We start from the raw sequence: 23,958 nt of genomic DNA, 5'->3' as shown, positions 1-23,958 counted from the left end.
GATCAGGGCCTGGTCCGCCGCCCTGCGCCAACGAATACTCACGAGATGACTCCATGACGTCCAAGACCCCCAGCCTCGCCCAGGAAACCCTGCGGATACTCAAGCCGTTCTGGATGCTGGTCGCGCTTTCGGCGGCCCTCGGCGTGGTCAGCGGCCTGAGCGTCACCGCCCTGCTGGCCACCATCAACAGCGCGATGAACGCCGTGGGCGGGCCGGACACCCGCACCGCCCTGCTGTTCGGCGGCCTGTGCCTGCTGACCCTGGCCTGCTCCACCGGCTCGAACCTGCTGACCAACTACGTCGGGCAGAAGGTGGTGGCGCGGTTGCGCCGCGAACTGGCCGCCAAGGTGCTGGTGGCACCGATCGCGCAACTGGAACGCTACCGCGCCCACCGCCTGATCCCGGTACTGCTCAACGACGTCAGCACCATCAGCGCCTTCGCCCTGTCGGTGGCGCCGATGGTCATCGCCTTCACCGTCACCCTCGGCTGCCTGTCCTACCTGGCGCTGCTGTCCTGGCAGATCCTGCTGGTCACCGTGCTGACCGTGGTGATCGGCACTGGCGCACAGTTCCTCGCCCACCGCCACGGCATGAAGAACATCCTCACCGCGCGCAACAACGAAGACGAACTGCAGAAGCACTACCAGGCCCTTTCCGGCGGCGCCAAGGAGCTGCGCATCCAGCGCCAGCGCCGCCAGCATATGCACGACCAGCTGATCCACGGCGCCACCGAACGCATCTGCAAGGCCAACATCCGCGCGGCGAACATCTTCGTCAGCGCCGAGACCTTCGGCTCGATGCTGTTCTTCGCGGTGATCGGCATCGCCATCGCCTTCCAGGCCCTGTGGCCGAGCACCGACAAGACCGTGCTGGGTGGTTTTGTGCTGGTGATGCTGTACATGAAGGGGCCACTGGAACAGCTGATCACCAACCTGCCGAGCATCAGCCGGGCACAGATCGCCCTGCGCCGTATCGCCGAGCTGTCCCAGCGTTTCTCATCGCCCGAGCCACACCTGCTGGTCAGCGACCGCGCACCACAGGTGACCGAGGTCAGCTCCATCGAACTGCGCCAGCTGCGCTATGACTATCCCCAGGTCGAAGGCAGCCAGCCGTTCCACCTGGGCCCGGTGGACCTGACCATCCGCCAGGGCGATATCGTTTTCATCGTCGGCGAGAACGGCTGCGGCAAGACCACCCTGATCAAGCTGCTGCTGGGCCTGTACACCCCGCAACAGGGCGAGGTGCGCCTCAACGGCGAAGCGGTCACACCGCAGCGCCTGGACGACTACCGCCAGCTGTTCACCACCATCTTCGCCGACTACTACCTGTTCGACGAACCGCTGCCGGGCCTCGCCGAGCTGCCGCCGGAGGCCGCCAAGTACCTCGAGCGCCTGGACATCGCCCACAAGGTCGGGATCCGCGACGGCAGCTTCACCACCACCGACCTGTCCACCGGCCAGCGCAAGCGCCTGGCGCTGATCAACGCCTGGCTCGACCAGCGTCCGGTGCTGGTGTTCGACGAGTGGGCCGCCGACCAGGACCCGGCCTTCCGCCGGGTGTTCTACACCGAGCTGCTGCCGGAGCTGAAGCAGCAGGGCAAGACCATCATCGTCATCTCCCACGACGACCGCTACTTCCCGGTGGCCGACCAGCTGGTGCGCATGCACAGCGGCAAGATCCTGGTCGAACGCAACCAGGAGCCGGCCCTGCCCGCCTGACCCCTCCTCCACGGGCGGTGGCCCTGTCACCGCCCGCGCCACTTAAATTCCCCGCCGCACCGCTCGTTCCCCTATTGCCGCACGCTGAATCAACCCTGCCTACAGGGAAGTCGCAGGTCACGCCTCTACCAACCGCAATAATTATTTTTCCGGTTTTGGCATTCGCATGCGTCCTACTCGCAACGGAATAATTTTCATTTACTTTGCGTACCTTGAGCCAGAGCATAAAAATGCCAATACCAGCCAACACCCTGACCCCTTTGAGCAAAGCGCTGATGCTGCGCCGGATGCTGCGCTCCTCGCCGGCCATGGCCACCCTCGGCCTCGCCCTGTCCCTGCCGCTGGCCGCCCAGGTGCAGGCCCAGGAGCAGGACTTCGACATCCCGGCCCAGTCGCTGGCCAGCGCCCTGCAAGAGCTGGGTCGCCAGGGCAACCTGCAGGTGCTGTTCAGTCCGGAAACCGTCCAGGGCCTGCGCAGCAGCCCGGTCAAGGGCCGCTTCTCGCCAACCCAGGCAGCTGGGGAGCTGCTCAGGAACAGCGGGATTCGCTACAGCGTGCAGGACAACACCCTGATCATCAGCGGCGCGGCGGAGTCCGGCTCGGCCATGACCCTGGACGCCACCACCATCAACGGCCAGGTGCTCGGCGCCACCACCGAGGGCAGCAACTCCTACACCACCGGTGCGGTGACCATCGGCAAGACCGCGCAATCGCTGCGTGAAACCCCGCAGTCGGTGACCGTGGTCACCCGCAAGCTGATGGACGACAAGAACCTGGTCTCGCTGGACCAGGTGATGGCCCAGACCACCGGTATCACCCGCGCCAACCGCGGCTACGGCAACCACCACTTCAGCTCCCGTGGTTTCGACCTCACCGACGAAAGCTACATGGTCGACGGCGTGCCCGGGCAGGCCTACGCCTACACCGGCTGGATGACCCCGGACATGGCAATCTTCGACCGCGTCGAAGTGCTGCGTGGTGCTTCCGGCCTGCTGGTCGGCGCCGGCAACCCGGGCGGCGCGGTGAACCTGGTGCGCAAGCGCCCGACCGCCGACCCGCGCTTCACCGTGATCACCCGCGCCGGCTCCTGGGACAACTACCGCCTGGACCTGGATGCCAGCGGCCGCCTCAACCCCCAGGGCACCCTGCGCGGGCGCATGGTCGCCTCCTATGAGGACCGCGGCTACTTCACCGACGTCACCAAGTCCAAGCGGCCACTGCTGTACGGGATCGTCGAGGCCGACCTGAACGATGCCACCACCGTCGCCCTGGGCCTGCGCCGCCAGACTTCGCGCATCGACGGCTACAGCGTGCTGGGCATCCCCAACAACCCCGATGGCAGCAACCCGCACCTGAAACGCTCGACCTACCTGGGCCAGGACTGGACCAAGCTGCAGACCGACATGGACGAGGTGTTTGCCGACCTCACCCACCGCTTCAACGACAACTGGACCGCCAAGCTGGCGCTGTCCCATTCCGAGGGTGGCTACAACCGTAGCGCCATCGAGTGGGGCGCGCGGGAAACCCTGGAGTACAACGCCCCCGGCGGTCCGACGGTCAACACCGTCAGCTATCACAAGTTCGATGTGACCTCCAATGCCGTCGACGGCCACCTGGACGGCACCTTCGAGGCCTTCGGCCTGACCCACCAGTTGACCCTCGGCGCCAACTGGTCCAAGCGCAAGATGAACGACAAGGACAACACCATCGCGCTACCGAGCCCTATCCCGCTCAATGTGTTTGATCCCGACCACAGCAATATCCCCGAGCTGCAGCGTAACGGCTGGAAGTCCATGGACGACACCATCGACACCCGCTACGGCACTTACCTGAGCGCCCGCCTGCACGCGACCGAAGACCTGAGTTTCGTTCTCGGTGGCCGCCTGAGCTGGTACAAGAACGAAGCCTGGAACGGCCCGAAGGTGACCACCAGTCGTCAGGATGAGGAATTCACACCCTTCGTCGGTGCGATCTACGACCTGAACGACCAGTGGTCCTGGTACGCCAGCTACGCCGACATCTTCCTGCCGCAGTCCAACTACCGCACCGTCAGCGGCAGCGTGCTCGACCCATCCGTCGGTTCGAACTACGAGACCGGTATCAAGGGTGAGCTGTTCGACAAGCGCCTGAACGTGTCCTTCGCCGTCTTCTACATCGAGCAGGAAGACGTAGCCCTGCAGGATACGGCCAACCGCGGCAAGTGCCCGACCGACCCGGCCGGCCGCTGCTGGACCAACGGCGACGGCATCAACCGCAGCAAGGGCTTCGAAGCCGAGGCCACCGGCGAACTGCTGCCGGGCCTGCAGGTCGCGGCTGGCTATACCTACAACACCACCAGCTCGTCCGAGGGCGGCCCGATCTCGGCACAGACCCCGAAACACATGGTGCGCGTGAACACCAACTACACCTTCCCGGGTGAATGGAACCGCCTGAGCGTCGGCGGTGGCGTATCGGCGCAGAACTCCTACGTCGATGCCTACAACGAGGCGTACAACAGCGGCCGTGCGATCTTCGACGCCCGCGCCGCCTACAAGCTCGACGAGCACTGGACCGTCGGCGTGGACGTCGAGAACCTGTTCGACCGCAAGTACTTCGACTCGATGGGCTACTGGACCCGCGGTACCACCTACGGCACCCCGCGTAGCTACATGTTCACCCTGCGCGGCGACTTCTAAGCCCCGCGTTGCATGACCGGCGCCCCCTCTCGAGGGGGCGCTGTGCTTTCAGCGCCAGCGAGCGCCCCTGTTGTCTTTCCCCGCGTCCCGCCGCACACTCGTGCGCGCCAGCCAGGAAGCGGAGTCCGCAGTGCCCACGCCACGTCAGTTCAGCAAGAAGACCAGCACCAGCAACATGCTGCGGCTCAAGTCCGGCGATACCGGCAACCATCGCCCCTACCGCGTCGACTTCGTCCTGCTCGAGCATTTCTCCATGGCCAGCTTCACCGTGGCGATGGATGTGCTGGTCACCGCCAACCTGCTGCGCGCCGACAGCTTCACCTCCACCCCGCTGTCCCTGGCGGGTGACCGCGTGCTCAGCGACCTGGGCCTGGAACTGGTGGCCAGTCCGCTGGCGCCGCGCAGCCTGCAGGACCTCGACCTGCTGGTGATCTGCGGCGGCCTGCGCACACCCTTGAAATACCCCGACCTCGACCGCCTGCTGGGCGATTGCGCCAGCCACGGCATGACCCTCGGCGGGCTGTGGAACGGCGCCTGGTTCCTCGGCCGCGCCGGGGTGCTCGACGACTATGGTTGCAGCGTGCACCCCGAGCAGCGCGCCAGCCTGGCCGAGATCAGCCCGCAGACGCGCATCACCCCGGCCAGCTTCACCCTCGACCGCGACCGCCTGAGCGCCGCCAGTCCCAACGGCGCCATGGAGCTGATGCTCGGGCTGGTCCGGCGGCTGTACGGCGATGCTTTGGCCGAAGGCGTCGAGGAGATCCTGTCGTTCTCCGGGGCGCGCTATCGCCAGGTCGGGCCGGGGGCTAAGAAGTCCATGAGCCTGCACCTGCGCACCATCGTCGAGCTGATGGAGAACAACCTCGAGGAGACCCTGAGCCTCGACCAGCTGGCCACCTACTCCGGGCGTTCGCGGCGGCAGATCGACCGCCTGTTCCAGGCCCAGCTGGGCACCTCGCCCCGGCGCTACTACATGGAGCTGCGCATCACCAAGAGCCGACGATTGCTGCAGTATTCGGACCTGTCGGTGATGGAGGTGGCGGTGGCCTGCGGGTTCGTCTCGGTTTCGCACTTCAGCAAGTGCTATGCGGCATATTTCGGCTATCCGCCGTCACGCGAGCAGCGGCTCGGGGAATGATGTTGCCTGGGCCGGCCCTATCGCGGGGCAAGTCGCATCGGCGCACCGCCGCTCCCACGACCGTCATCTGGCCGCCTGCGTGGGAGCGGGCTTGCCCCGCGATAGGGCCGAAACGGACAACGAATCAACCCGGCTCATTCAACAACGCCTGAATCACCCCCTCCTGCCCCGCATAATCCCCCTCGCCAAAGTGCACATGACGCACCTGCCCCTTGCGATCGACAAAGTAATGCGCCGGCCAGAACTGGTTGCCCCAGGCGTTCCAGATCCGGTAGCCATTGTCCACCGCCACCGGGTAGGCGATGCCCAGTTGCTGCACCTGGGCCCGGACATTGCCCAGGTCGTGCTCGTAGTCATACTCCGGTGTATGCACCCCGACCACCACCAGCCCCTGCTCGCCGTAGCGCCGCGCCCAGTCGTTGACATGGGGCAGGCTGCGCCGACAGTTGATGCAGTCGTAGGTCCAGAAGTCCACCAGCACCACCTTGCCCTTGAGCGCGGTGCCATCCAGCGGCGGCGAGTTGAGCCACTGCTCGGCCCCCGCCAGCGACGGCATGGGGCCGTAGCTGTCCCTGGCCAGCAGGTGGCCGGCCAGGCCCAGCCCGAGCAGGGCCAGGGCCACGCCGCCGGCCTTGAGCAGGCGGCGCTTGCCGCGCGCCTCAGTTGTCATGGCAGCCACTGGTGGCGTAGGAGCGGTACTCGACACTCTGCGGCTTACCCTGGGAGTCGAGGTAGTCCATGCGGGTCTTCACTGGCCCGCAGGTGGTGCCTGGCGCATCCTTCACAGATAGCACCTTCTTCACATCCAGCCGGTCGCCGTAGCGGTATTGCATCACGCTGGCGTCATTGAGCGAGCTGCTGCTGGCCTGGGCAGCCAGGGAGCCAAGGCCGAGGACGGCGAACAGGGCGGCGCTGGCGAGGGTCTTGATAGTCATGGCGTGTCTCCTGATGCGAGGTCTTGTGTGGGGAGGCTTCCCTCCCCGGTCGAGAGCCATTTCACGCCTGCCAGGTATCGCGCATGTGTCCGGCCAGGGGCCGCCGTGCTTCTTCCTGTATCTATGTCGCCAGCAGATACACTGCAATACAAACCCGGGCAGGCAAGCCCGGATCCACTCGGTACACTGCGCCCATTCCCCACGTACAAGGACACCCCGATGGAACACGCCGATCACATCCTGATCGTCGACGACGACCGCGAGATCCGCGAACTGGTCGGCAACTACCTGAAGAAGAACGGGCTGCGCACCAGCATCGTCGCCGATGGCCGGCAGATGCGCGCCTTCCTGGAAAACAACGCCGTCGACCTGATCGTCCTCGACATCATGATGCCCGGCGACGACGGCCTGCTGCTGTGCCGCGAACTGCGCGCCGGCAAGCACCGCAACACGCCGGTGCTGATGCTCACCGCGCGCAACGACGAGACCGACCGCATCATCGGCCTGGAGATGGGCGCCGACGACTACCTGACCAAGCCGTTCTCCGCCCGCGAGCTGCTGGCGCGGATCAACGCCGTGCTGCGCCGCACGCGCATGCTGCCGCCGAACCTGACCATCAGCGAGAGCAGCCGGCTGATCGCCTTCGGCCCATGGCGGCTGGACACCACCGCCCGCCACCTGCTCGACAACGAAGGCACCCTGGTGGCGCTGTCGGGCGCCGAGTACCGCCTGCTGCGGGTGTTCCTCGACCATCCGCAGCGGGTGCTCAGTCGCGAGCAACTGCTCAACCTCACCCAGGGCCGCGAGGCGGACATCTTCGACCGCTCCATCGACCTGCTGGTCAGCCGCCTGCGCCAGCGCCTGGGCGACGACGCCCGCGAGCCGACCTGCATCAAGACCGTGCGCAGCGAAGGCTACGTGTTCTCGCTACCGGTGCAATTGCTGGAGTCGCCGGCATGAAATGGCCCCGCACCCTGGCCTCGCGCCTGGCCCTGATCTTCTTCACCGGGCTGGTGCTGGCCTACGGCCTGTCGTTCAGCCTGCAGGCCTACGAGCGCTACGTCAGCAGCCGCTCGATGATGCTCAGCAACCTGGAGCTGGATGTCTCGACCTCGGTGGCCATCCTCGACCGCCTGCCCGCCGCCGAGCGCCCGGCCTGGCTGTCACGCCTGGAGCGGCGCACCTACCGCTACCGGCTGGACGGCGGCCTGCCCGGCGAAGCCATGCCCAGCGCCGACCCGCCCATGGCCGCCGAGTCCATCGTCAAGGCCATCGGTGACCGCTACGCCCTGACCTTCCAGGAAATCCCCGGCCCCAACGCGCACTTCCAGGCTCACCTGCGCCTGGCCGACGGCGCGCCGCTGACCATCGACGTCACCCCTGCCCCGGTGCCGGTGGCCACCTGGCTGCCGGTGGTGTTGCTGATCCAGCTGGCGGTGCTGCTGGCCTGCACCTGGCTGGCCGTGCGCCTGGCCATCGGCCCGCTGACCCGCCTGGTCCAGGCGGTGGACAACCTCGACCCGAACAGCCCCGGCCCGCAGCTCGACGAGAGCGGCCCGCGCGAGGTGCGCTACGCCGCCGTGGCCTTCAATGCGCTGCAGGCACGCATCGCCGCCTACCTCAAGGAGCGCATGCAGCTGCTCGCCGCCATCTCCCACGACCTGCAGACGCCGATCACGCGCATGAAGCTGCGGGTCGAGCAGATGGACGACGGCCAGGAGAAGGACAAGCTGGCGCACGACCTGGACGCCATGGAGCACCTGGTGCGCGAAGGCGTGGCCTATGCCCGCAGCATGGACAGCGGCACCGAGGCGCCGTGCCGGGTCAACCTCGACGCCTTCCTCGACTCCCTGGTATTCGACTACCAGGACAGCGGCGCCCGGGTGGACCGCTGCGGCAGCGCCCAGGCGACCCTGCAAACCCGTCCCCATGCCTTGCGCCGGGTGCTGGTGAACCTGGTGGACAATGCCCTCAAGTTCTCCGGCGCCGCGCAGCTGGAGGTGGGCTGCGAGAACGGCGTGACACTGATCCGCGTGCTCGACGATGGCCCGGGCATCCCCGAGGCGGAACTCGACGACGTGCTCAAGCCGTTCTACCGGGTCGAGGGTTCGCGCAACCGCAGCACCGGCGGTACCGGCCTGGGGCTGGCGATCGCCCAGCAATTGACCCAGGCCATGGGCGGCAGCCTGACCCTGCGCAACCGTGCCGAAGGGGGACTGTGCGCGCAAGTCGAACTGCGCTGAGGTCCTTGCATTGCCTGTTAGTGAAAATCACGACTGCGTACATCCAGCCCCTGCAACAAGGGGCTGATGTCCTCCAGTCGTCGGGCGATCAGGTGCCGAACCCCGCTCTCCTGCTCCAGGCGCCCGCTCACCTTGAGCAATTTCGAGCCCACGAGTGCCCGCCGCTGGCGCTCGGCCAGCTCGCGCCAGACCACCACGTTGACCATCCCGTGCTCATCCTCGAGGGTGACGAAGGTCACGCCGCTGGCGGTCTGCGGGCGCTGCCGACCGACCACGATGCCGGCCACGGCGATCGTGTCGCCATGCTCGACCCCCGCCAGTTCCGTCGAGCTGCGACAACCCAGTGCCCGCAAGCGAGAACGCAGCAGGGTCAAGGGATGCGGCCCGAGGGTGGTGCCCAGGGTGTCGTAGTCGGCGGCCAGGTCCTCGGCGACACTCGGCAGCGGCAACATCACCGCCTGCTCGGGCACGGAGTCGACCTCGGCAAACAGCGGCAACTGCGCCTGCACCGCCGCCACCTGCCAGCGCGCCTGGTGGCGGTCACCGGCCAGCCCGCGCAAGGCCCCGGCATCCGCCAGGCGCGCACGGGCCCGAGCGTCGAGCCCGGCACGCAGGCACAGGTCCTCGACGTCGCGCCACGGACGCTGTGCCCGCGCCTGCGCCAGGCGGCGGGCATCGTCTTCCCCGAAGCCACGAATCTGACGCAGCCCCAGGCGGATGGCCAGCGCGCCCTCACCCACGGCTTCCAGGGTGCAGTCCCAGTCGCTATGGAACACATCCACCGGGCGCACTTCGATCCCTTGGCGGCGGGCCTCCTGCAGTAGCTGGTCGGGGCTGTAGAAGCCCATCGGCCAACTGTTGACCAGCGCGCAGGTGAAGATCGCCGGCTCATGGCACTTGAGCCAACTGCTGGCGTAGCACAGCAGGGCGAAACTGGCGGCGTGGGATTCAGGAAAGCCGTAGCTGCCGAAACCCTTGATCTGCTCGAAGATGCGCTCGGCGAAGGCCAGGTCGTAGCCATTGCGCAGCATGCCCGCGATCAACCGCTCGCGGTGCGGCTCCAGGCCGCCATGGCGCTTCCAGGCGGCCATGCTGCGGCGCAACTGGTCGGCCTCGCCCGGGCTGTAGTCGGCGGCGACCATGGCCAGCTCCATCACCTGCTCCTGGAACAGCGGCACGCCCAGGGTGCGTTCGAAGACCGCCTTGAGCTTTTCCGAAGGATAGGTGACCGGCTCCTGCTTGAGCCTGCGGCGCAGGTACGGGTGGACCATGTCGCCCTGGATCGGCCCGGGACGGACGATGGCCACCTCGATCACCAGGTCGTAGAACTTCACCGGCTTGAGCCGGGGCAGCATGGCCATCTGTGCCCGCGACTCGATCTGGAACACGCCCATGGTCTCGGCGCGGCCGATCATGGCGTAGGTGGCCGGGTCCTCCTTGGGCAGGGTCGCCAGCGTGTACTCGCGTCCCCGGTGCCGGGCGATCAGGTCGAAACAGCGGCGCAGGGCGCTGAGCATGCCCAGCGCCAGCACATCGACCTTGAGCAGGCCGACCATGTCCAGGTCGTCCTTGTCCCACTGGATCACCGTGCGCTCGGCCATCGCCGCGTTCTCCACCGGCACCAGCCGGTCCAGCGGCTGCTCGCAGATGACGAAGCCGCCAGGATGCTGCGACAGGTGCCGGGGAAAGCCGATCAGCTCCCCCGCCAGCACCAGGATGCGCCGCAGCGAGGGGCTGTGCGCGTCGAAACCGGCCTCGGCCAGGCGCCCGGCATCGGGGATGCGATCGCTCCAGCGCCCGCAGCACTTGGCCAGGGCGTCCACCTGGTCGGTCGGCAGGCCGAGCCCCCGGGCCACGTCGCCTACCGCACCAGCGGCGTGATAGCTGCTGACCACGGCGGTGAGTGCCGCGCGGTGTCGGCCATAGCGGCGGAACACGTACTGGATCACCTCTTCACGGCGGTCATGCTCGAAGTCCACGTCGATGTCCGGCGGCTCGTTGCGCTCGCGGGAGAGGAAGCGCTCGAACAGCAGGCGATGCTCCATGGGGTCGAGCTCGGTGATGCCGAGGACGAAACACACCACCGAGTTGGCCGCCGAACCGCGCCCCTGGCAGAGGATGCGCTGGCGGCGGGCGAAGGCGACGATGTCGTGGACGGTCAGGAAGTAACTCTCGTAGCCCAGCTCCTCGATCAGTGCCAGCTCCCGCTCCAGCACCGTGCGCACCTTGTCGCTCGGCCCGTGGGGCCAGCGCTCGGGCAGGCCGCGCCGGCACAGTTCGCGCAACCAGCTGGCCGGGGTCTGCCCTTCGGGCACCAGCTCCCGCGGGTACTGGTACTTCAGCTGCGACAGGTCGAAGGTGCAGCGCCCGGCAACCTGGGTGGTCTGCGCGAGCAAGTCGGCGGGGTACAGCTCGCGCAGCTGGTCGAGCGAGCGCAGGTGGCGCTCGCCGTTGGCGAACAGGAAGCGCCCCGCCTCGGCGACTGCGCAATGTTCGCGGATGGCCGTCATGCAGTCCTGCAGCGCCCGCCGCCCGCGCACATGCATGTGCACATCGCCGCAGGCCACCAGCGGGATATCCAGTCGTGCCCCAAGGGCGCGCAGCTGCGCCAGGCGCTGCGTGTCGTCGGCCCCGCGGTGCAGGTGCACCGCCAGCCACAGGCGCTCGCCGAACAGCGGCCGCAACCAGGCCGCGGCGCCATCGTCGGGCTCGGCCACCCACAGCGCCAGCAGGCCCTGGTGGTGGGCCTCGAGGTCCTCGGCGAGCAACTGGTAGCTGCCCTTCTCCGAACGCCGACGGGCGCGGGTGATCAGCGCGCAGAGGTTCTGGTAGCCGACAAGGTCCTCCACCAGCAGGACCAGCTTCGGCCCCTGGTGCACCCGCACCTCGCTGCCGACGATCAGCTTCAGCTGATACTGCTTCGCTGCCTGCCAGGCCCGGACAATCCCCGCCAGCGTGCATTCGTCGGTGATCGCCAGGGCCTGGTAGCCCTGCTCGCGGGCACGGCGGAACAGTTCGTCGGCACTGGAGGCGCCGCGCTGGAAACTGAAGTTCGACAGGCAGTGCAGCTCTGCATACTCCAGGCTGCTCATGCGAACCAGCCTTGCAGCCAAAGCGGCCCCGGAGCCGCCAGGTCACGGAAGGCCCAACCGCGCAGGCCGTCGCGGGTCTCGATACGGTAGTAGTCACGGCGCACGTCGCCACCGTCCCACCAGCCGGACTCGATGCGCTCGGCCTGCCCCAGCAGTTGCAGGCCGGTCTCGCTCAAGAGCTGGGGTGTGGGCAGCAGCCAACCGGGACGACGACCAGGGGCCATCACCCGTTGGCCCTGGGCGCCCTGCTCCACGCCTTGCCAGGCGCACTCGGGGCGATGGTCGGCTTCGGCGCGCAGGCCCCTGACCGCCTCGTCACCGAGCCGCGCCCGCAGCCGTTCGCGCAGCTGCTCCCAGGGCTGGGCCTGCTGTGCACGCGGGTCGAACAGCGCCTGGCGTTGCGGCACGAATGGCGGCAGGTCGGCGGCCAGCAGGCGCAGGTTGCGTACCGGCGCCGGAATACGCAGCGGCTCCAGGCGACCACGGGCCAGCTCGAACAGCAGCGAGGCGTCGCGCTCGGCGGCCAGCAGGCCGACCTTGAGGACGGTGTCCGCGCCTTCGGCGTGCTCCAGGTGCAGCTCGAAACGCTGCACGCCGCAGTCGCGCCCGGCGAGGAAGGCCGCCAGGTCGCCGATGAGGCGACGCAAGGGGAACAGCAGCGCCTGGTGTGACTCGACATCGAAATTCAGCTCCAGCCGCGCCTCGAAACGATCGGGCGGCTGGTAGAAGTCCAGCCCCAGGTTGCGCAGGCCGAGCAGCTGGTCCAGGTGCAACTGCACCTGGGCACTGAAACGCCTGGCCAAAGCATCGCGCGGCAATGCCAGCACCTGCCCGAGCCGGTGCAGGCCCATGCGGGCGAAGGCTTCGGCCGCCTCGACAGGTAGGCCGACACGCTCGACGGGCATCTCGAGCAAGGCGGCGCGGGTGGCCTGCGGGCAGGTCAGCGCCAGGCCGTCATGGCCATTGGCGAGCATCCTCGCCGCCACCGGATTGCTGGCCACGACGATGCGCTGGCGCAGCCCCAGCGCTGCCAGTTCCTGACGCAAGCGTGCCTCGAACAACGGCCAGGGGCCGAACAATTGCAGGCTCGAGCCCACCTCCAACAGCAACGCACGGGGATAATGCAGGCTGACCTGGGCGCTGAAGCGGTAGGCCCAGGCTGCCAGCAACTGCTGCAACTGCTCGATGCGCGCCGGCTCGACCTCGACGCAAGTGAATCCGTCGGCCAGGGCGCGGGCGGCGGTCAGCGTCTGCCCGGCGCGCAGGCCCAGCTCAGCGGCCGACGGGTTGACCGCCCGCAGCACGCGGCGCTGGAGCGGTCCGCCCAGCAGCACCAGCGGTGCCTCGGGGTCGTCGCGTTCGCGCAGGACGGTGTCCAGCGCCAGCTGTGGCAACAAAATGCAGGCCCAGAGCATGGCGCATCACGCCCGCCCTGGGCAGGCGATGGGCGTGGCCGGCGCCAGGCCGCCCCGGCACTTGAGCACGCGCCACTGCGCCGGACGCAGGTCGAGGGCGATGCGCAGGGCGGCGGGTGACGGGTTCAGCGCGGCCTGGTGCGGGCGACAGGCGAACGCCAGCGCGTCGCCTGTCTCCGCGGCCACCTGCAGGCGGCGCAGGGCACGGTCGTCGGCGTACCCTGGCCAGCACAGCACGGCGGCGCAACTGCCCGAGCGCAGGCACTGCTCGGCCGCCCACAAGGCATCGGCCGCCTCGGCATCGACCTGCACCAGCCAGCGCAGGTCCACCCCGGCGGCCTGCCAGGCCGGCGCGTAGGGAATGAACGGCGGCGCCACCAGCACCACCCGCTGCCCCTCCCCGGTCAACCGGGCGAGTGTCGGCCAGAGCAGTTGCAGCTCTCCGCAGCCGGGGCTGGCCAGCAGCAGCTCGCTCAGTGCCGCCGCCGGCCAGCCACCTTCCGGCAGGTGATGGTCGAGACTGGCATGCCCGGTGGGTTGCAGGCCCTGCGGACGCGCCTGGGCCTGCCGCCCACGCCATACCTGGCGCTGGTCGAGCAGCCGGTCGAGTTCGACCACGGCGCCCATCAGTCACGCCTCAGCAGGCCGCAGAACACGCCTTCGATGAAGAACTCGTGCCCGGGGGTCACGTCGATGGGGGCATAGGCCGGGTTGCGCGGCAGCAGGCGATAGCCGTCGCGGGTGCGCTGCAGGCGCTTGATGGTTACCTCGCCGTCGAGCCGGGCGACCACGATCTGCCCGTCACGGGCCTCGCCCTGCTGGCGGATGCCGACCAGGTCGCCGTCGAAGATGCCGTCATCGATCATCGAATCGCCGCGCACCTTGAGCAGGTAGTCGGGGGTGCGTCGGAACAGGCTGGGGTCGAGCAGCAACTGCTCGTGGATATCGAGGTCGGGGCCGATCGGCGCACCGGCGGCGACCTGGCCAAGAACCGGGATCTCGAGGATCTCGGGCCGGCGCAGGGGTTCGGCCAGGCGGATGCCACGCGCCTGGTTGGGCGTGACGTCGATGAACCCGGCCTGGCTCAGGGCGGTGATGTGCTTGCGCGCCACGCTGCGCGAGGCGAAACCGAAGCGCTCGGCGATGTCGGCCAGCGACGGCGGCTGGCCTTGATCGGTGATGCGCTCGCGGATGAACCCAAGGATGGCGCGGCGTTTGGGGGATAAAGTGTCCATGGAGTACATTTGTACTCTTTTTTCAAAACGCTGACCAGTCCCCTTCGTCGCCGGCCTCCCTGCCCTGCCTCAGTAACGAATGGACAAGGCGATCGCCTCGTTTGGCGTCTGGTGTTTGTCCAGCAGGCCCAGCACCTCTTTCTTCAACTGCTCCTGCCGGTCGATCAGCGCCAGGTCGCGGAACTTGTAGTCCAGGTCGGCATAGCTTTCCGACACGCCGGCATTGAGGTGGTTCTTGCCGAAGGTGTGCACGATGTGCTTGGACTTCCAGATGTCGTACTGGCTGAACACCTGGTCCTGCGGCAGGTGCCTGGCGACCGAGAACGGCACCCGGGTCAGCAGGCAGTAGTTCATCTTGTACTTGTGGAATTGGTAGTGCTCCAGGGAGTGGACGAACGACACGTACCAGATGTAGGTGGCGATCACCTCGATGTTGAAGGCCTTGTCGCCGGGCTGGCACGGCAGGTTGACGTAGCGGCACAGCTCAGCGACCCAGTTGTTGATGTAGGGCTCGGAGCCGTCGCGCAGCAGGTCGTCGTAGCTGGCCGAGACGAACTTCAGCACCGCCGCGTAGTAGTCGCGGTACTGGGCGTTGAGCGCGTGCTGGCCATTGAGGTACTGGTCGAACGGGATGGCGAACCTGATCTCGAATTTCTGGGTCAGCGCCTGGTCCTCGGTCTCGCGCTTGTTGTACATGTTCAGGGCATTTTCATAGCCGACCTTGTAGAAGGTCTGCGCCGAGTAGTAGCCGATGCAGCTGTAGAGGAACTTGTCGGCGATGCCGGTGGTTTCGCGCAGCGACAGCGGCGATTCCTTGAACTGGTGGTTGAGCATCAGGATGTAGGCGGTGTGCGGGTCCATCAGCTTGTGGAAGTTCGACTCCCTGGGCACCAGGTTGAACAGGAACGCCGCGCCCATTTCGGCGAAGAACAGGTGGTGGTGCAGGTGTGCGCCGAGGATGAAGAACACCATGGTGTTGGACATGAAGTACACCTTGGCCAGGTCCCAGTGCGGCTCGCCCGGGCCGACGCTGAAACCGTCGCGCAGGGTGATGCGCATGCTGTCGGCGGCAAAATCTTCGGCAATGGCAATGCTGGCCACGTCGAACACCGAGCTGGACAGGCGGATCTCGCGGGTGAAGTCACGCATGTCGAAGGTCGACACGCCATCGACCGTCTGCAGGTAGTGGGTAATCTGCGACGACATCAGGAACACCCTCAGGTCCTCGTCCGAGATGGCCGTCGGCTGCGGGAACTGGCCCAGCGGCACCTTGTAGTAGTCGCGGTTGGCCTTGATGATCGACTGGATGTAGTTGTGGTAGACCTTGTCCTTTCTCCAGCGGTAGACCAGCTCGGCGGGCAGCTTCTTGGGGATGTAGCCCATGTGGTAGTCGGTGCCCGGGATCGGCGTGCTTTCCATCGAGATGGAGTCGCGGTTGTAGTGGCGATAACCGAAGTAGCGAGGCAGCAGCCATTTCAGCTGGACCCACTTCCAGGCCAGGAAGCTGGTGCCGAGATTGACCGCGTACAGCGCCAGCAGCAGCGGTACGAACTTCACGTAGTACAGGCCCACGTACACATGCTTCAACGGCTCGGCGCGGGTCTTGCTCATCAGTATGATCACGGGGCTGACGGTTATGAAAAACGCCAGCAGGATGACTTCCAGCATGCTTCAAACTCCTTGTTCGATCGCTTTGTTCTTGTTGCGGCTTGCGCCGTAGCTGTACAGGCAGGCGCCTGTGAAAATCACGTTGACGACGCTCCAGGCGAGCGCCGCGTCGGGGCTGTACCAGCTCGTCAGGTCGAAGGCCGGCAGGTTCATCAACGGTGTGTCACCGGCGAGCGTGCGCACGAACAGGTAGAAGCCGAAGGTGTAGGCACGGGCCTGGAAGTACAGGTCCGAACGACGCAGCAGCAAGGCGTAGGCCACCGGCGCCAGCAACAGCGGCAGGGCGTAGCCGAAGGTGGTGATCCGCGCCGAGTACAGGAAGCACAGGTTCCAGGTGGTGTAGAGGTAGGGCCAGTAGGCCGGCACGTGCACCACGAAATCACTGTGGCGCCCGGAAATCTGCCAATGCTTGCGCGAGTACGGCAGGCAGACGATCAGCCCCACGGCGGCGACGATGTTGAGGAGGTTGCCGGTCTGCCAATCGATCACCGAGGCCTCGATGATGTTCAGCACGATCACCACGTAGATCAGCTTGTAGATGAAGCCTTCGATGCGTGGCTTGTAGCGGGCATAGGCCAGGAAACACATGGGCAGCAGCACGCTGATGGTCTTGATGCGCATGAACAGGTTGGCGTTGGGCACCAGCAGCGCCGGCAGCGACAGGACGAAGAAGGTCAGGCCCACCAGGCGGTAGCGCCTGAACAGCTCGGCGACCAGCAGGAAGGCGGCGAAGAAGGCCAGCATCAACAACAAGGTGTTCGGCATGAGGTGTTTCCCTACTCATTCATGGATCGATGTGCAGCGCGAACGCCAGGCACGGCAAAGCCTGCCGCGCACGCCCGGGCCAGAGGCCGGGGACGGTGGAGCAATGGACAGGCGTTGCAGGTATCAGATGGTTGGCAAGAGGGCCGCGGCGCGGCCTGGCTCAGGCCTTGCCGAGGACGTGGGCTTCAGCCTCCAGCCATTTCTTCACGGCTTCAGGCATTGGCGCGGTGGTGGGCTGGACCTTGAGCTTCTCGGCGATCACCGCGTTGGCGACCAGGCCCTTGCGACCGACCCAGGCGCCTTTGGAGTAGCCGGTTACGACCACCTCGCCGGCCATGTTGAAGAAGCTGTACTGGAAGTAGGTCCAGTTTTCGTCGAGGCAGCAGATGCTGAATTCGGCGGTATACTTTTCGAACATGGAAAGTTGCTTTTTGTAGACAACCAAGTTGCCACCTAGCATCGGTTTCCAGCCAAACTTGAAGGCCGGAATGAGGATTTTCGCGCGCAGGCAAAGTTCCAGCATGAACAAGTCGGCGATGGTCATATAACGACCATTGTTCATGTGCTTGTTGATATCGATATCGTTCGGCCAGACCCGTAGCGTGCGGTGCAGCGTATCGGTCAGGGCCATGGGCGGTTTGAAGAAACCGCGCAGGACAGCCAGCAACAGGCGGATGTACAGATTCATCCGGTTATCCCTCCCTAGGATTTTTTATTATCGTTCCCTGTTCAGCCAACCGTTGATTAATCGGTTGGCGGCAAGCGGCGCATTGCAGGCCTGCTTGTTTGCTTCTCAGCGGTGGCTGAAACTAACAGCTTTCGCCGGTAGCAACCAGTGGCCAACACCGTAATTGCTCGAAAAACGCCAACTGAATAACCGGTCACGTTCGGACTTTATATCCAATTGATGCTGAAACGTTTGTTCTTTTATTGGAAAACTATTCGTCGCGGTGTCCACTAGTCCATGTGCTCGCTCAATGCCTGGCGCAATGCCTCGGGCACTGCAACTGGCTGTTTGCTCTCAGGGCAGACGCACACCTGAGTCATGCTGGCGCGAAAGCACACTTCGCCGCCGGCACCGCGTGCCTCGACGGCAAAACTGAACGAGGTCGTCCCAGGCACGCCACTGCTGACCTGCACGCTGATCAGGTCATCCCAGGTCATGGGCGCCAGAAATTCGATGGACAGGGCCCGCGCCGGCGGCATCACGCCCATGGCGAACAACCTGCGCAGGCCTTCGCCGCCCAGGCAGCGGGAGAGAAACTCGTGAATCGCCTCGATGACGAAATAGGAAATGCGCGGCGTATAGACGATCCCCGCGGGATCGCAGTCGCCAAAGAGAATTTTCCGGGTAGTGACGAAAGGCATGGCGTTGTGTGCTCCGTGCTGGGAATGCCTGGCCGCTCATACTAACGTGCCAGCGCCTTTGCTGCCCCACCGCTCTCAAGCCATGCACCAAGGCGGACAAGGTAATGGCACAGGATTGACTGGCCCGAAACAGACGTGGGAGCGGCCTTGCGTCGCGATGCGCCGCGCGGGCGGCGCTCGATCTGATAGGCGGTGAAACTCCCCCGCCGAGCGGTGCTTGATCTCACAGGCGCTACAACGCCCCCGCCGAGCACCTGGAAATACCCCAGTCCCTCCCAGCCGAGTGCATTCCCCACCCCTGATCCCTTATGATGCTGAATGGTTTCTCCACCCTCAGGATGCCCGATGCTGACTGCCCTGCTGTTCGACCTCGATGGGACCCTCACCGACACCGACACCTTGCACCTGCAAGCCTTCCGCCAGCTGCTGTTCGACCATGACGGCCGCGAGCTGACGCAGGAGCAGTTCAACACCCAGGTCAGCGGCCGCTCCAACGGCCTGTTGTTCGCCGAACTGTTCCCCCAGGCCGATGCCGCCAGCCGTCAGGCCCTGGCCGAACGCAAGGAAGCACTGTTCCGCGAACTGTCACCGACCCTGGCGCCGATGCCCGGCCTGCTGCGCCTGCTGGACCACGCCGAACGGCATGGCATCGGCATGTGCGTGGTGACCAACGCGCCACGCCTGAATGCCGAGCACATGCTCGGCGCCATGCACCTGGCCACCCGTTTCGCGCATGTGCTGGTGGCGGACGAACTGGCGCGTCCCAAGCCCGATCCCCTGCCCTACCTCACCGGCCTGCAGCGTCTGGACGCCAAGGCCGGGCAGGCACTGGCATTCGAGGACTCGCTGCCAGGCGTCAAGGCCGCCGTAGATGCCGGCATCTTCACCGTCGGGCTGGCGACCACCCAGCCCGCCGAGCGGTTGCTGGAAGCCGGGGCAAGCCTGGTGATCGAGGACTATGACGATTCACGATTGTGGGAGCTGCTCGCGCAGATGCAGGCAAGCGCCTGATCGATGGCGAGAGGGTGACTATGCGTCGACATCGCCAATGAAGGCGCATGCAACCCTTTAAGCAAGCAAATGATTCACGCCTGCAATTTGCACTTTCCCAACTGAATGAACCTGTTATTCAGCATTTGCGCGCACAGATGCCAAAGGCCATGTCGCCTATGTAGATGCCCCGCGACTGAAGACGCTCGGCCTCCAGCCGCGCCGGTAGCGTATCGATCCCGACCTGCCTGGCCGTAGCCACGCCATGGGCGATGATCCGTGGCAGACAGGCGCGAATGATATCGGCCAGGGGATAGGCACTGTCGGGCGTCTGCACCAGGCCTTCGGCCCGCAGGTCCTCGACCGCCAGTCCCGCCTCGCAGAACAGCCGGTGCAGGTTGAAGCCGATATGCAAGTCGGCCCCCTCATGGGCCAGCATGCGTTGCAGCCACTGTTGGGCCTTGCGATGCAACGGAAAAGGTTCCAGGCTGGCCGGGGTCAGGCTGCTGTCGTGCTCCTGAAAGACCATCAGCCCACCGGGCAACAGATGCCGGGCCAGCAGGCGCAGGGCCTTGACCGGCTCCGCCTGGTACATCAGCACCCGGCGCCCGACGATAGCGTCGAACAACCCCAGGGACTCGGGCAGTGCACGCAGGTCGGCCTCTACGAACTCAGGTACCGCCGCGCCCTTGGGTGCCTCACGCAGACGCGCAAGCTCCAGTGCATCAGCCGCCTGGTCAACGCCAACCACCGCGCAATCGCCGTCCACCAGCCGGGCCAGCAGCCAGCTCACATCGCCGCTGCCACACCCGACGTCGAGCACACGCATGCCGGGGCCGATACCGGCATCGACCAGCAGTCGCGTGGTGAAATCCGCTTTCGCAAGTGCCATGCCATGCTCCTTCGCAGGTGCGCCAGTGTGCAGAGCAAAGGCCCCCGGACACAAGACTGGCCTATGCTAGAGCCACCATCTTTACCGGACCCGGCCATGCCCACCACCACCGATCCCCTGCTGGACAGCTGGCAGCACAACGCCCAGGCCTGGATCGAAGCCGTACGCTCCGGCGCCATCGCCTCCCGCCGCGAGGTCACCGACCAGGCGATACTGCTCGCCGTGCTGGGCCGCCAGCCTTCGCGGGTGCTCGACCTGGGCTGCGGCGAGGGTTGGTTGCTGCGCGCCCTGGCGGCACGGGGCATCGACGCGGTCGGCGTGGATGGCGATGCGACGCTGGTCGCCGCCGCGCGCTCGGCGGGCTCGCCCCAAGTACACCTGGCCAGCTACCAGCAGCTGGCCGAAGGCGCGGTGGACATCGGCCAGGGCTATGACTTGGTGTGCGCCAACTTCGCCCTGCTGCAACAAGACATCATCCCCCTGCTCTGCGCCATGCGGACCTTGCTGCTGCCCGGCGGCACAATCCTGATCCAGACCCTGCACCCGTGGACGGCGGCTGCCGGCCACTACCAGGATGGCTGGCGTGAGGAGTCGTTTGCCGGTTTCACCGGCGACTGGCGCCCGATGCCCTGGTACTTCCGCACCCTGGGCAGTTGGCTGAAGGCGCTGGAGCTGGCCGGGTTCGGCCTGCTGGAGTTGCAGGAGCCGCAACATCCGCAGAGCCAGGTGCCGCAATCCCTGCTGTTGGCGGCACACAGGCTGGACTGACGCCCCTGCGGCCACTCGTCGCAGCCTTTTCCTACTTGGCAAATCCTGCACAGGCCTTAAAATCCCGCCTCCTTTTCGCCCGTCGCCCCAGCCGGTGGCAACCGCCCGCAAAGACAGCGTCCGTGCCTCATCACATCGCGCATGTGCCACAGGCTCAACCGCCCCCGCCCGACCTGCCTGCATCAGGTCCGCGGTTGAATCTTGCCAAGGTCGCAGCCCGCCCAGGCCGCACTGCACGCCGCCATGACCCGGCCCGTGCAGCCGAAAAGGCGCATCTGAGCTCTTTTCAACCTTGAGGTAACTATGTCTGTGCGTTTGCTGGCGATGGCGCTGGCACCCCTGCTCGGCCTGTTCATCATTGCCCTGGGCAATGGCGTGCTGTCTTCCCTGACCACCCTGCGCCTGGGCGCCGCCGGCGAATCGGCGACCACCATCGGCGTGGTCTCCTCGGCCTACTTCATCGGCCTGACCCTGGGCGCTATATTCAACGATCGCCTGATCCTGCGCATCGGCCATATCCGCGCCTACAGCAGCTTCGCCGCGTTGATCGGCGCGACCATCCTGTTGCAGGGCCTGTTCTACGACACCACCTGGTGGTTCGCCCTGCGCCTGATCAACGGCTGGGCCGCGGTCGGGGTGTTCCTGGTGATCGAGAGCTGGCTGTTGCTGGCCGGCGACGCCAAGATCCGCGGACGCCTGCTGGCGCTGTACATGATCGCCTTCTACGGCGCCGGGGTGATCGCCCAGGCCGGCCTGGGCGAGGTCACCGGCTGGGGCGACACCGCGCCGTTCATGGTCGCCGGCATGCTCGCCACGCTGTCGGTGCTGCCGATCGTGATCCTGCCGCGGGTATCGCCGCTGCTGGACCAGGTCGAGCCGCTCAAGCCGCGGCAACTGCTGGGCGTGGCGCCGACCGGGCTGGTCGGCTGCTTCGGTTCGGGGGTCGCCATCGCTGGCATCTATGCCCTGCTGCCGCTGTACCTGCAGCGCATCGGCCTGGATGTGGGCAAGGTCGGCGACATGATGGCCTGGGTCATTCTCGGCGCCATGCTGCTGCAGTACCCGGTCGGGCGCTGGTCGGACCGCAAGGACCGCCAGGACGTGCTGATCGCCCTGGCCGCCCTGTGCACCGTGCTGTCGGTGCTGATCGTGCTGCTGCCGGCCGACACCGTGCTGCTGCCGGCGCTGCTGTTCCTGCTCGGCGGCGGCGTGTTCGCGCTGTACCCGGTGGCGGTCAGCAGCGCCGCCGACCGCGCCCCGGCCGATGCGCTGGTGCCGATGATCCAGGGGCTGCTGCTGATCAACTCGCTGGGCTCGGCCATGGCGCCGCTGGCCATTTCGCCGATGATGACCGCCTACGGCGAAGCTGGGCTGTTCTGGGCCTTCGCGGCGATCAACCTGGCCATGGTCGGATTCTTCCTCTGGCGTCGTGGCAAGCGCCCGGCACCGGAGCACCCGGCGCCGTTCGCGCCGACCGCGACTTTCTCGCCGACCGGCGCGGAACTACGGGTGACCGAGGACCTGATGCACGCGGCCCAGGAGCACCCGACGCTGGAGGCAATGGACGCCACGCACGGCCAGCAGGCGCCGCGTCCCGACGCCCACTGAAAGCCCGCGCCAATGACCGCCCGTCGCTTGACGGGCACCTTGGCAGCACCGTGGCAGCCCAACCATGACAGGTCATCCGACAGGAGATTCATCATGGTCAATCCACGCCCCCTCGCCTTGATGCTGGCGCTGCTGCTCGGTGGCGGCGCCACCCTCAGCCTTGCCGCGACCGACATGAACGATGGCGACAGCCACAGCGGACACGCCACAGACCAGGGCAAGACCGCCGGAGACGGCGGCAGCATAAACAACCCCGGTGGCAGCAAGGATAACGACAGCAGCGATACCGGCAGCGATTCCGATGCCGCCGACGGCGCTGCCGGAGGCTCCAACAGCACGGGTGAAGCCACAGGCTCCGGGGCCGGAGCATCAGGTGGCAATGCCGAGGATCAGGACAGTCGTTGACCTGGCTGTACCGGCCTTATCGCGGGGCAAGCCCGCTCCCACCAAGCCTGTACAGGCCCTTGTGGGAGCGGGCTTGCCCCGCGATGTCTGTCAGCGCCAGTAGCGAGGCTCATCCGCAATGCGCTGGTGCTCGGCAAACAGCAACGGCAACTGCTCCTTGAGAAAGTCCAGCCAGGTGCGCACCTTGGCATCCAGGTAATGCCGCGACGGGTAGATCGCGTAGATTTCCCGCTGGCGCAGCCGGTGCGGCGCCAGCAGCCGGCACAGGCGCCCCTCCTCCATGGCCTGGCTCGCCGAGTAGTACGGCAGCAGCCCCACGCCCATGCCCAGTTCGGTAGCCTTGAGCATGGCGTCGGCGACGTTGGTGAGGAAGGTGTCCTGGGGCACGATCACACAGCTGTCGGGCTGGCCCTCGAACGACCAGTCCTCCTCGAACAGCGGGTCGACCGTGCGCAGGCAGATGTGCTCGTGCAAATCCTCAGGCCGCTCGGGCACGCCGTGGCGGGCCAAGTACTCCGGGGAAGCACATAGGATGCTGTGGATGCTGCCCAGCGGGATGGCGATCAGCTGCGAGTCCGGCAGGCCCTGGCCGATGGTGATCACCACATCGTGACCCTCGGCCAGCGGGTCGGGGTTGCGCTGCGACAGGGTCAGTTCCATCACCACTTCCGGGCAGGTGGCGTTGTAGCGCGCCACCAGTGGCATCATCAGCAACCCCAGGCCATGGGTGCAATGGAAACGCAGGTGGCCGCGAGGCGTGAGGTGGGCGCCACGGGCCTCGTCCACCGCCTCCTCGGTGAGCAGCATGATCTGCCGGGTGCGCTCTAAAAACCGCTCCCCCGCCTCGCTCATGCGCAGGCGCCGGGTGGTGCGGTGCAGCAGGCGGGTCTGCAACTGATTTTCCAGCTCCGCGACGATCCGCGACACCTGCGCTGCGGAAATGTCCAGGGCCTGGGCCGCCGCGGCGAAACTGCCGCACTCCACTACCCGGGCGAAGGTTCGCATCGCATGCAGCATGTCCATGGGCAGGCAGCCTCATTCAT

General features: G+C 66.4%; 21 protein-coding genes. 9 read left to right on the top strand and 12 right to left on the bottom strand.

Annotated features, from left to right (window positions below):
- Positions 1–53: 53 nt before the first annotated feature.
- From K2O50_RS11755 to K2O50_RS11745, 3 genes are all read left to right on the top strand, one after another.
- Positions 54–1,718: a cyclic peptide export ABC transporter gene (locus K2O50_RS11755; protein WP_050705627.1), complete on the top strand. Its 1,665-nt coding sequence runs from the start codon at positions 54–56 to the stop codon at positions 1,716–1,718.
- A gap of 230 nt (positions 1,719–1,948) precedes the next feature.
- Entirely contained in the window at positions 1,949–4,393 is a 2,445-nt protein-coding gene (locus K2O50_RS11750) for a TonB-dependent receptor (RefSeq protein WP_050705626.1), read from the top strand.
- Positions 4,394–4,523: 130 nt separating this feature from the next.
- On the top strand, positions 4,524–5,531 hold the full coding sequence (locus K2O50_RS11745) for a GlxA family transcriptional regulator (protein WP_050705625.1): 1,008 nt from the start codon (positions 4,524–4,526) through the stop codon (positions 5,529–5,531).
- Positions 5,532–5,655: 124 nt separating this feature from the next.
- Here the strand turns inward: K2O50_RS11745 and K2O50_RS11740 are convergent, their stop codons facing one another.
- Complete coding sequence (locus tag K2O50_RS11740; RefSeq protein WP_082337734.1) at positions 5,656–6,201, bottom strand: thioredoxin family protein; 546 nt, start codon at positions 6,199–6,201, stop codon at positions 5,656–5,658.
- Positions 6,191–6,466, bottom strand: a complete 276-nt coding sequence (locus K2O50_RS11735) for a DUF2790 domain-containing protein (protein ID WP_050705624.1) — start codon at positions 6,464–6,466, stop codon at positions 6,191–6,193. Before K2O50_RS11735 ends, K2O50_RS11740 begins: the two co-directional genes overlap by 11 nt.
- Positions 6,467–6,685: 219 nt before the next feature.
- On the opposite strand from K2O50_RS11735, the gene K2O50_RS11730 reads away from it, so the two are divergent.
- Together K2O50_RS11730 and K2O50_RS11725 are read left to right on the top strand one after the other, a co-directional pair.
- Positions 6,686–7,426, top strand: a complete 741-nt coding sequence (locus K2O50_RS11730; protein WP_050705623.1) for a response regulator — start codon at positions 6,686–6,688, stop codon at positions 7,424–7,426.
- Positions 7,423–8,709, top strand: coding sequence for a HAMP domain-containing sensor histidine kinase (locus tag K2O50_RS11725; RefSeq protein WP_050705622.1), 1,287 nt, complete (start codon positions 7,423–7,425; stop codon positions 8,707–8,709). The genes K2O50_RS11730 and K2O50_RS11725 overlap by 4 nt, the downstream gene beginning before the upstream one ends.
- A 17-nt stretch (positions 8,710–8,726) precedes the next feature.
- On the opposite strand, the gene K2O50_RS11720 is transcribed toward K2O50_RS11725, so the two are convergent.
- The 8 genes from K2O50_RS11720 to K2O50_RS11685 all read right to left on the bottom strand — a co-directional run bounded on the left by K2O50_RS11720 (position 8,727) and on the right by K2O50_RS11685 (position 18,252).
- Positions 8,727–11,801 carry an error-prone DNA polymerase gene (locus tag K2O50_RS11720; protein WP_050705621.1) on the bottom strand — a complete coding sequence of 1,025 codons (3,075 nt, stop codon included), beginning with the start codon at positions 11,799–11,801 and terminating at the stop codon, positions 8,727–8,729.
- Complete coding sequence (locus K2O50_RS11715; RefSeq protein ID WP_050705620.1) at positions 11,798–13,216, bottom strand: DNA polymerase Y family protein; 1,419 nt, start codon at positions 13,214–13,216, stop codon at positions 11,798–11,800. Before K2O50_RS11715 ends, K2O50_RS11720 begins: the two co-directional genes overlap by 4 nt.
- Before the next feature lie 6 nt (positions 13,217–13,222).
- Positions 13,223–13,843 (bottom strand): translesion DNA synthesis-associated protein ImuA, encoded by a 621-nt coding sequence (gene imuA, locus K2O50_RS11710; RefSeq protein ID WP_050705619.1) that lies wholly within the window; start codon positions 13,841–13,843, stop codon positions 13,223–13,225.
- Positions 13,843–14,460, bottom strand: a complete 618-nt coding sequence (gene lexA / locus K2O50_RS11705; protein ID WP_050705618.1) for a transcriptional repressor LexA — start codon at positions 14,458–14,460, stop codon at positions 13,843–13,845. Before lexA ends, imuA begins: the two co-directional genes overlap by 1 nt.
- Positions 14,461–14,520: 60 nt before the next feature.
- Positions 14,521–16,119, bottom strand: coding sequence for a hypothetical protein (locus K2O50_RS11700; protein ID WP_050705617.1), 1,599 nt, complete (start codon positions 16,117–16,119; stop codon positions 14,521–14,523).
- A gap of 3 nt (positions 16,120–16,122) precedes the next feature.
- Positions 16,123–16,884, bottom strand: coding sequence for a hypothetical protein (locus K2O50_RS11695; protein ID WP_050705616.1), 762 nt, complete (start codon positions 16,882–16,884; stop codon positions 16,123–16,125).
- 160 nt (positions 16,885–17,044) lie between these two features.
- Positions 17,045–17,572, bottom strand: a complete 528-nt coding sequence (locus K2O50_RS11690; RefSeq protein ID WP_050705615.1) for a thioesterase family protein — start codon at positions 17,570–17,572, stop codon at positions 17,045–17,047.
- Positions 17,573–17,841: 269 nt separating this feature from the next.
- The gene (locus K2O50_RS11685; RefSeq protein WP_050705614.1) at positions 17,842–18,252 is read right to left on the bottom strand and encodes a thioesterase family protein; all 411 of its coding nucleotides are present in this window, start codon (positions 18,250–18,252) and stop codon (positions 17,842–17,844) included.
- 345 nt (positions 18,253–18,597) lie between these two features.
- Between K2O50_RS11685 and K2O50_RS11680 the strand changes: the two genes are divergently transcribed.
- Complete coding sequence (locus K2O50_RS11680) at positions 18,598–19,263, top strand: HAD family phosphatase (protein WP_050705613.1); 666 nt, start codon at positions 18,598–18,600, stop codon at positions 19,261–19,263.
- Between the two features lie 118 nt (positions 19,264–19,381).
- Here K2O50_RS11680 and K2O50_RS11675 read toward each other — a convergent pair whose 3' ends face one another.
- Complete coding sequence (locus tag K2O50_RS11675) at positions 19,382–20,134, bottom strand: methyltransferase domain-containing protein (protein WP_050705612.1); 753 nt, start codon at positions 20,132–20,134, stop codon at positions 19,382–19,384.
- A gap of 96 nt (positions 20,135–20,230) precedes the next feature.
- Here K2O50_RS11675 and K2O50_RS11670 point away from each other — a divergent pair, with 96 nt between their 5' ends.
- The 3 genes from K2O50_RS11670 (at position 20,231) to K2O50_RS11660 (ending at position 22,915) form a co-directional block, all read left to right on the top strand.
- On the top strand, positions 20,231–20,902 hold the full coding sequence (locus K2O50_RS11670) for a bifunctional 2-polyprenyl-6-hydroxyphenol methylase/3-demethylubiquinol 3-O-methyltransferase UbiG (RefSeq protein ID WP_050705611.1): 672 nt from the start codon (positions 20,231–20,233) through the stop codon (positions 20,900–20,902).
- A 303-nt stretch (positions 20,903–21,205) separates the two neighbouring features.
- Entirely contained in the window at positions 21,206–22,510 is a 1,305-nt protein-coding gene (locus tag K2O50_RS11665; protein ID WP_050705610.1) for an MFS transporter, read from the top strand.
- Between the two features lie 93 nt (positions 22,511–22,603).
- A complete protein-coding gene (locus K2O50_RS11660; RefSeq protein ID WP_050705609.1) occupies positions 22,604–22,915 on the top strand; it encodes a hypothetical protein in 312 nt (103 codons plus the stop codon).
- A gap of 90 nt (positions 22,916–23,005) precedes the next feature.
- On the opposite strand, the gene K2O50_RS11655 is transcribed toward K2O50_RS11660, so the two are convergent.
- Complete coding sequence (locus tag K2O50_RS11655) at positions 23,006–23,938, bottom strand: LysR family transcriptional regulator (protein WP_050705608.1); 933 nt, start codon at positions 23,936–23,938, stop codon at positions 23,006–23,008.
- Positions 23,939–23,958 lie beyond the last annotated feature (20 nt).

Origin of the sequence: Pseudomonas sp. 2hn (assembly GCF_019646095.1) — a bacterium.
GTDB classification, from domain to species: domain Bacteria; phylum Pseudomonadota; class Gammaproteobacteria; order Pseudomonadales; family Pseudomonadaceae; genus Aquipseudomonas; species Aquipseudomonas peradeniyensis.
Note: the sequence above shows the minus strand (reverse complement) of the source record. Positions and strands in the feature narration are given on the sequence as shown.

Coding starts and splice junctions, on each gene's coding strand:
- K2O50_RS11755 (WP_050705627.1), top strand. CDS start 54: ATGACGTCCAAGACCCCCAGCCTCGCCCAGGAAACCCTGCGGATACTC.
- K2O50_RS11750 (WP_050705626.1), top strand. CDS start 1,949: ATGCCAATACCAGCCAACACCCTGACCCCTTTGAGCAAAGCGCTGATG.
- K2O50_RS11740 (WP_082337734.1), bottom strand. CDS start 6,201: ATGACAACTGAGGCGCGCGGCAAGCGCCGCCTGCTCAAGGCCGGCGGC.
- K2O50_RS11735 (WP_050705624.1), bottom strand. CDS start 6,466: ATGACTATCAAGACCCTCGCCAGCGCCGCCCTGTTCGCCGTCCTCGGC.
- K2O50_RS11730 (WP_050705623.1), top strand. CDS start 6,686: ATGGAACACGCCGATCACATCCTGATCGTCGACGACGACCGCGAGATC.
- K2O50_RS11725 (WP_050705622.1), top strand. CDS start 7,423: ATGAAATGGCCCCGCACCCTGGCCTCGCGCCTGGCCCTGATCTTCTTC.
- K2O50_RS11720 (WP_050705621.1), bottom strand. CDS start 11,801: ATGAGCAGCCTGGAGTATGCAGAGCTGCACTGCCTGTCGAACTTCAGT.
- K2O50_RS11715 (WP_050705620.1), bottom strand. CDS start 13,216: ATGCTCTGGGCCTGCATTTTGTTGCCACAGCTGGCGCTGGACACCGTC.
- imuA (WP_050705619.1), bottom strand. CDS start 13,843: ATGGGCGCCGTGGTCGAACTCGACCGGCTGCTCGACCAGCGCCAGGTA.
- lexA (WP_050705618.1), bottom strand. CDS start 14,460: ATGTACTCCATGGACACTTTATCCCCCAAACGCCGCGCCATCCTTGGG.
- K2O50_RS11700 (WP_050705617.1), bottom strand. CDS start 16,119: ATGCTGGAAGTCATCCTGCTGGCGTTTTTCATAACCGTCAGCCCCGTG.
- K2O50_RS11695 (WP_050705616.1), bottom strand. CDS start 16,884: ATGCCGAACACCTTGTTGTTGATGCTGGCCTTCTTCGCCGCCTTCCTG.
- K2O50_RS11690 (WP_050705615.1), bottom strand. CDS start 17,572: ATGAATCTGTACATCCGCCTGTTGCTGGCTGTCCTGCGCGGTTTCTTC.
- K2O50_RS11685 (WP_050705614.1), bottom strand. CDS start 18,252: ATGCCTTTCGTCACTACCCGGAAAATTCTCTTTGGCGACTGCGATCCC.
- K2O50_RS11680 (WP_050705613.1), top strand. CDS start 18,598: ATGCTGACTGCCCTGCTGTTCGACCTCGATGGGACCCTCACCGACACC.
- K2O50_RS11675 (WP_050705612.1), bottom strand. CDS start 20,134: ATGGCACTTGCGAAAGCGGATTTCACCACGCGACTGCTGGTCGATGCC.
- K2O50_RS11670 (WP_050705611.1), top strand. CDS start 20,231: ATGCCCACCACCACCGATCCCCTGCTGGACAGCTGGCAGCACAACGCC.
- K2O50_RS11665 (WP_050705610.1), top strand. CDS start 21,206: ATGTCTGTGCGTTTGCTGGCGATGGCGCTGGCACCCCTGCTCGGCCTG.
- K2O50_RS11660 (WP_050705609.1), top strand. CDS start 22,604: ATGGTCAATCCACGCCCCCTCGCCTTGATGCTGGCGCTGCTGCTCGGT.
- K2O50_RS11655 (WP_050705608.1), bottom strand. CDS start 23,938: ATGGACATGCTGCATGCGATGCGAACCTTCGCCCGGGTAGTGGAGTGC.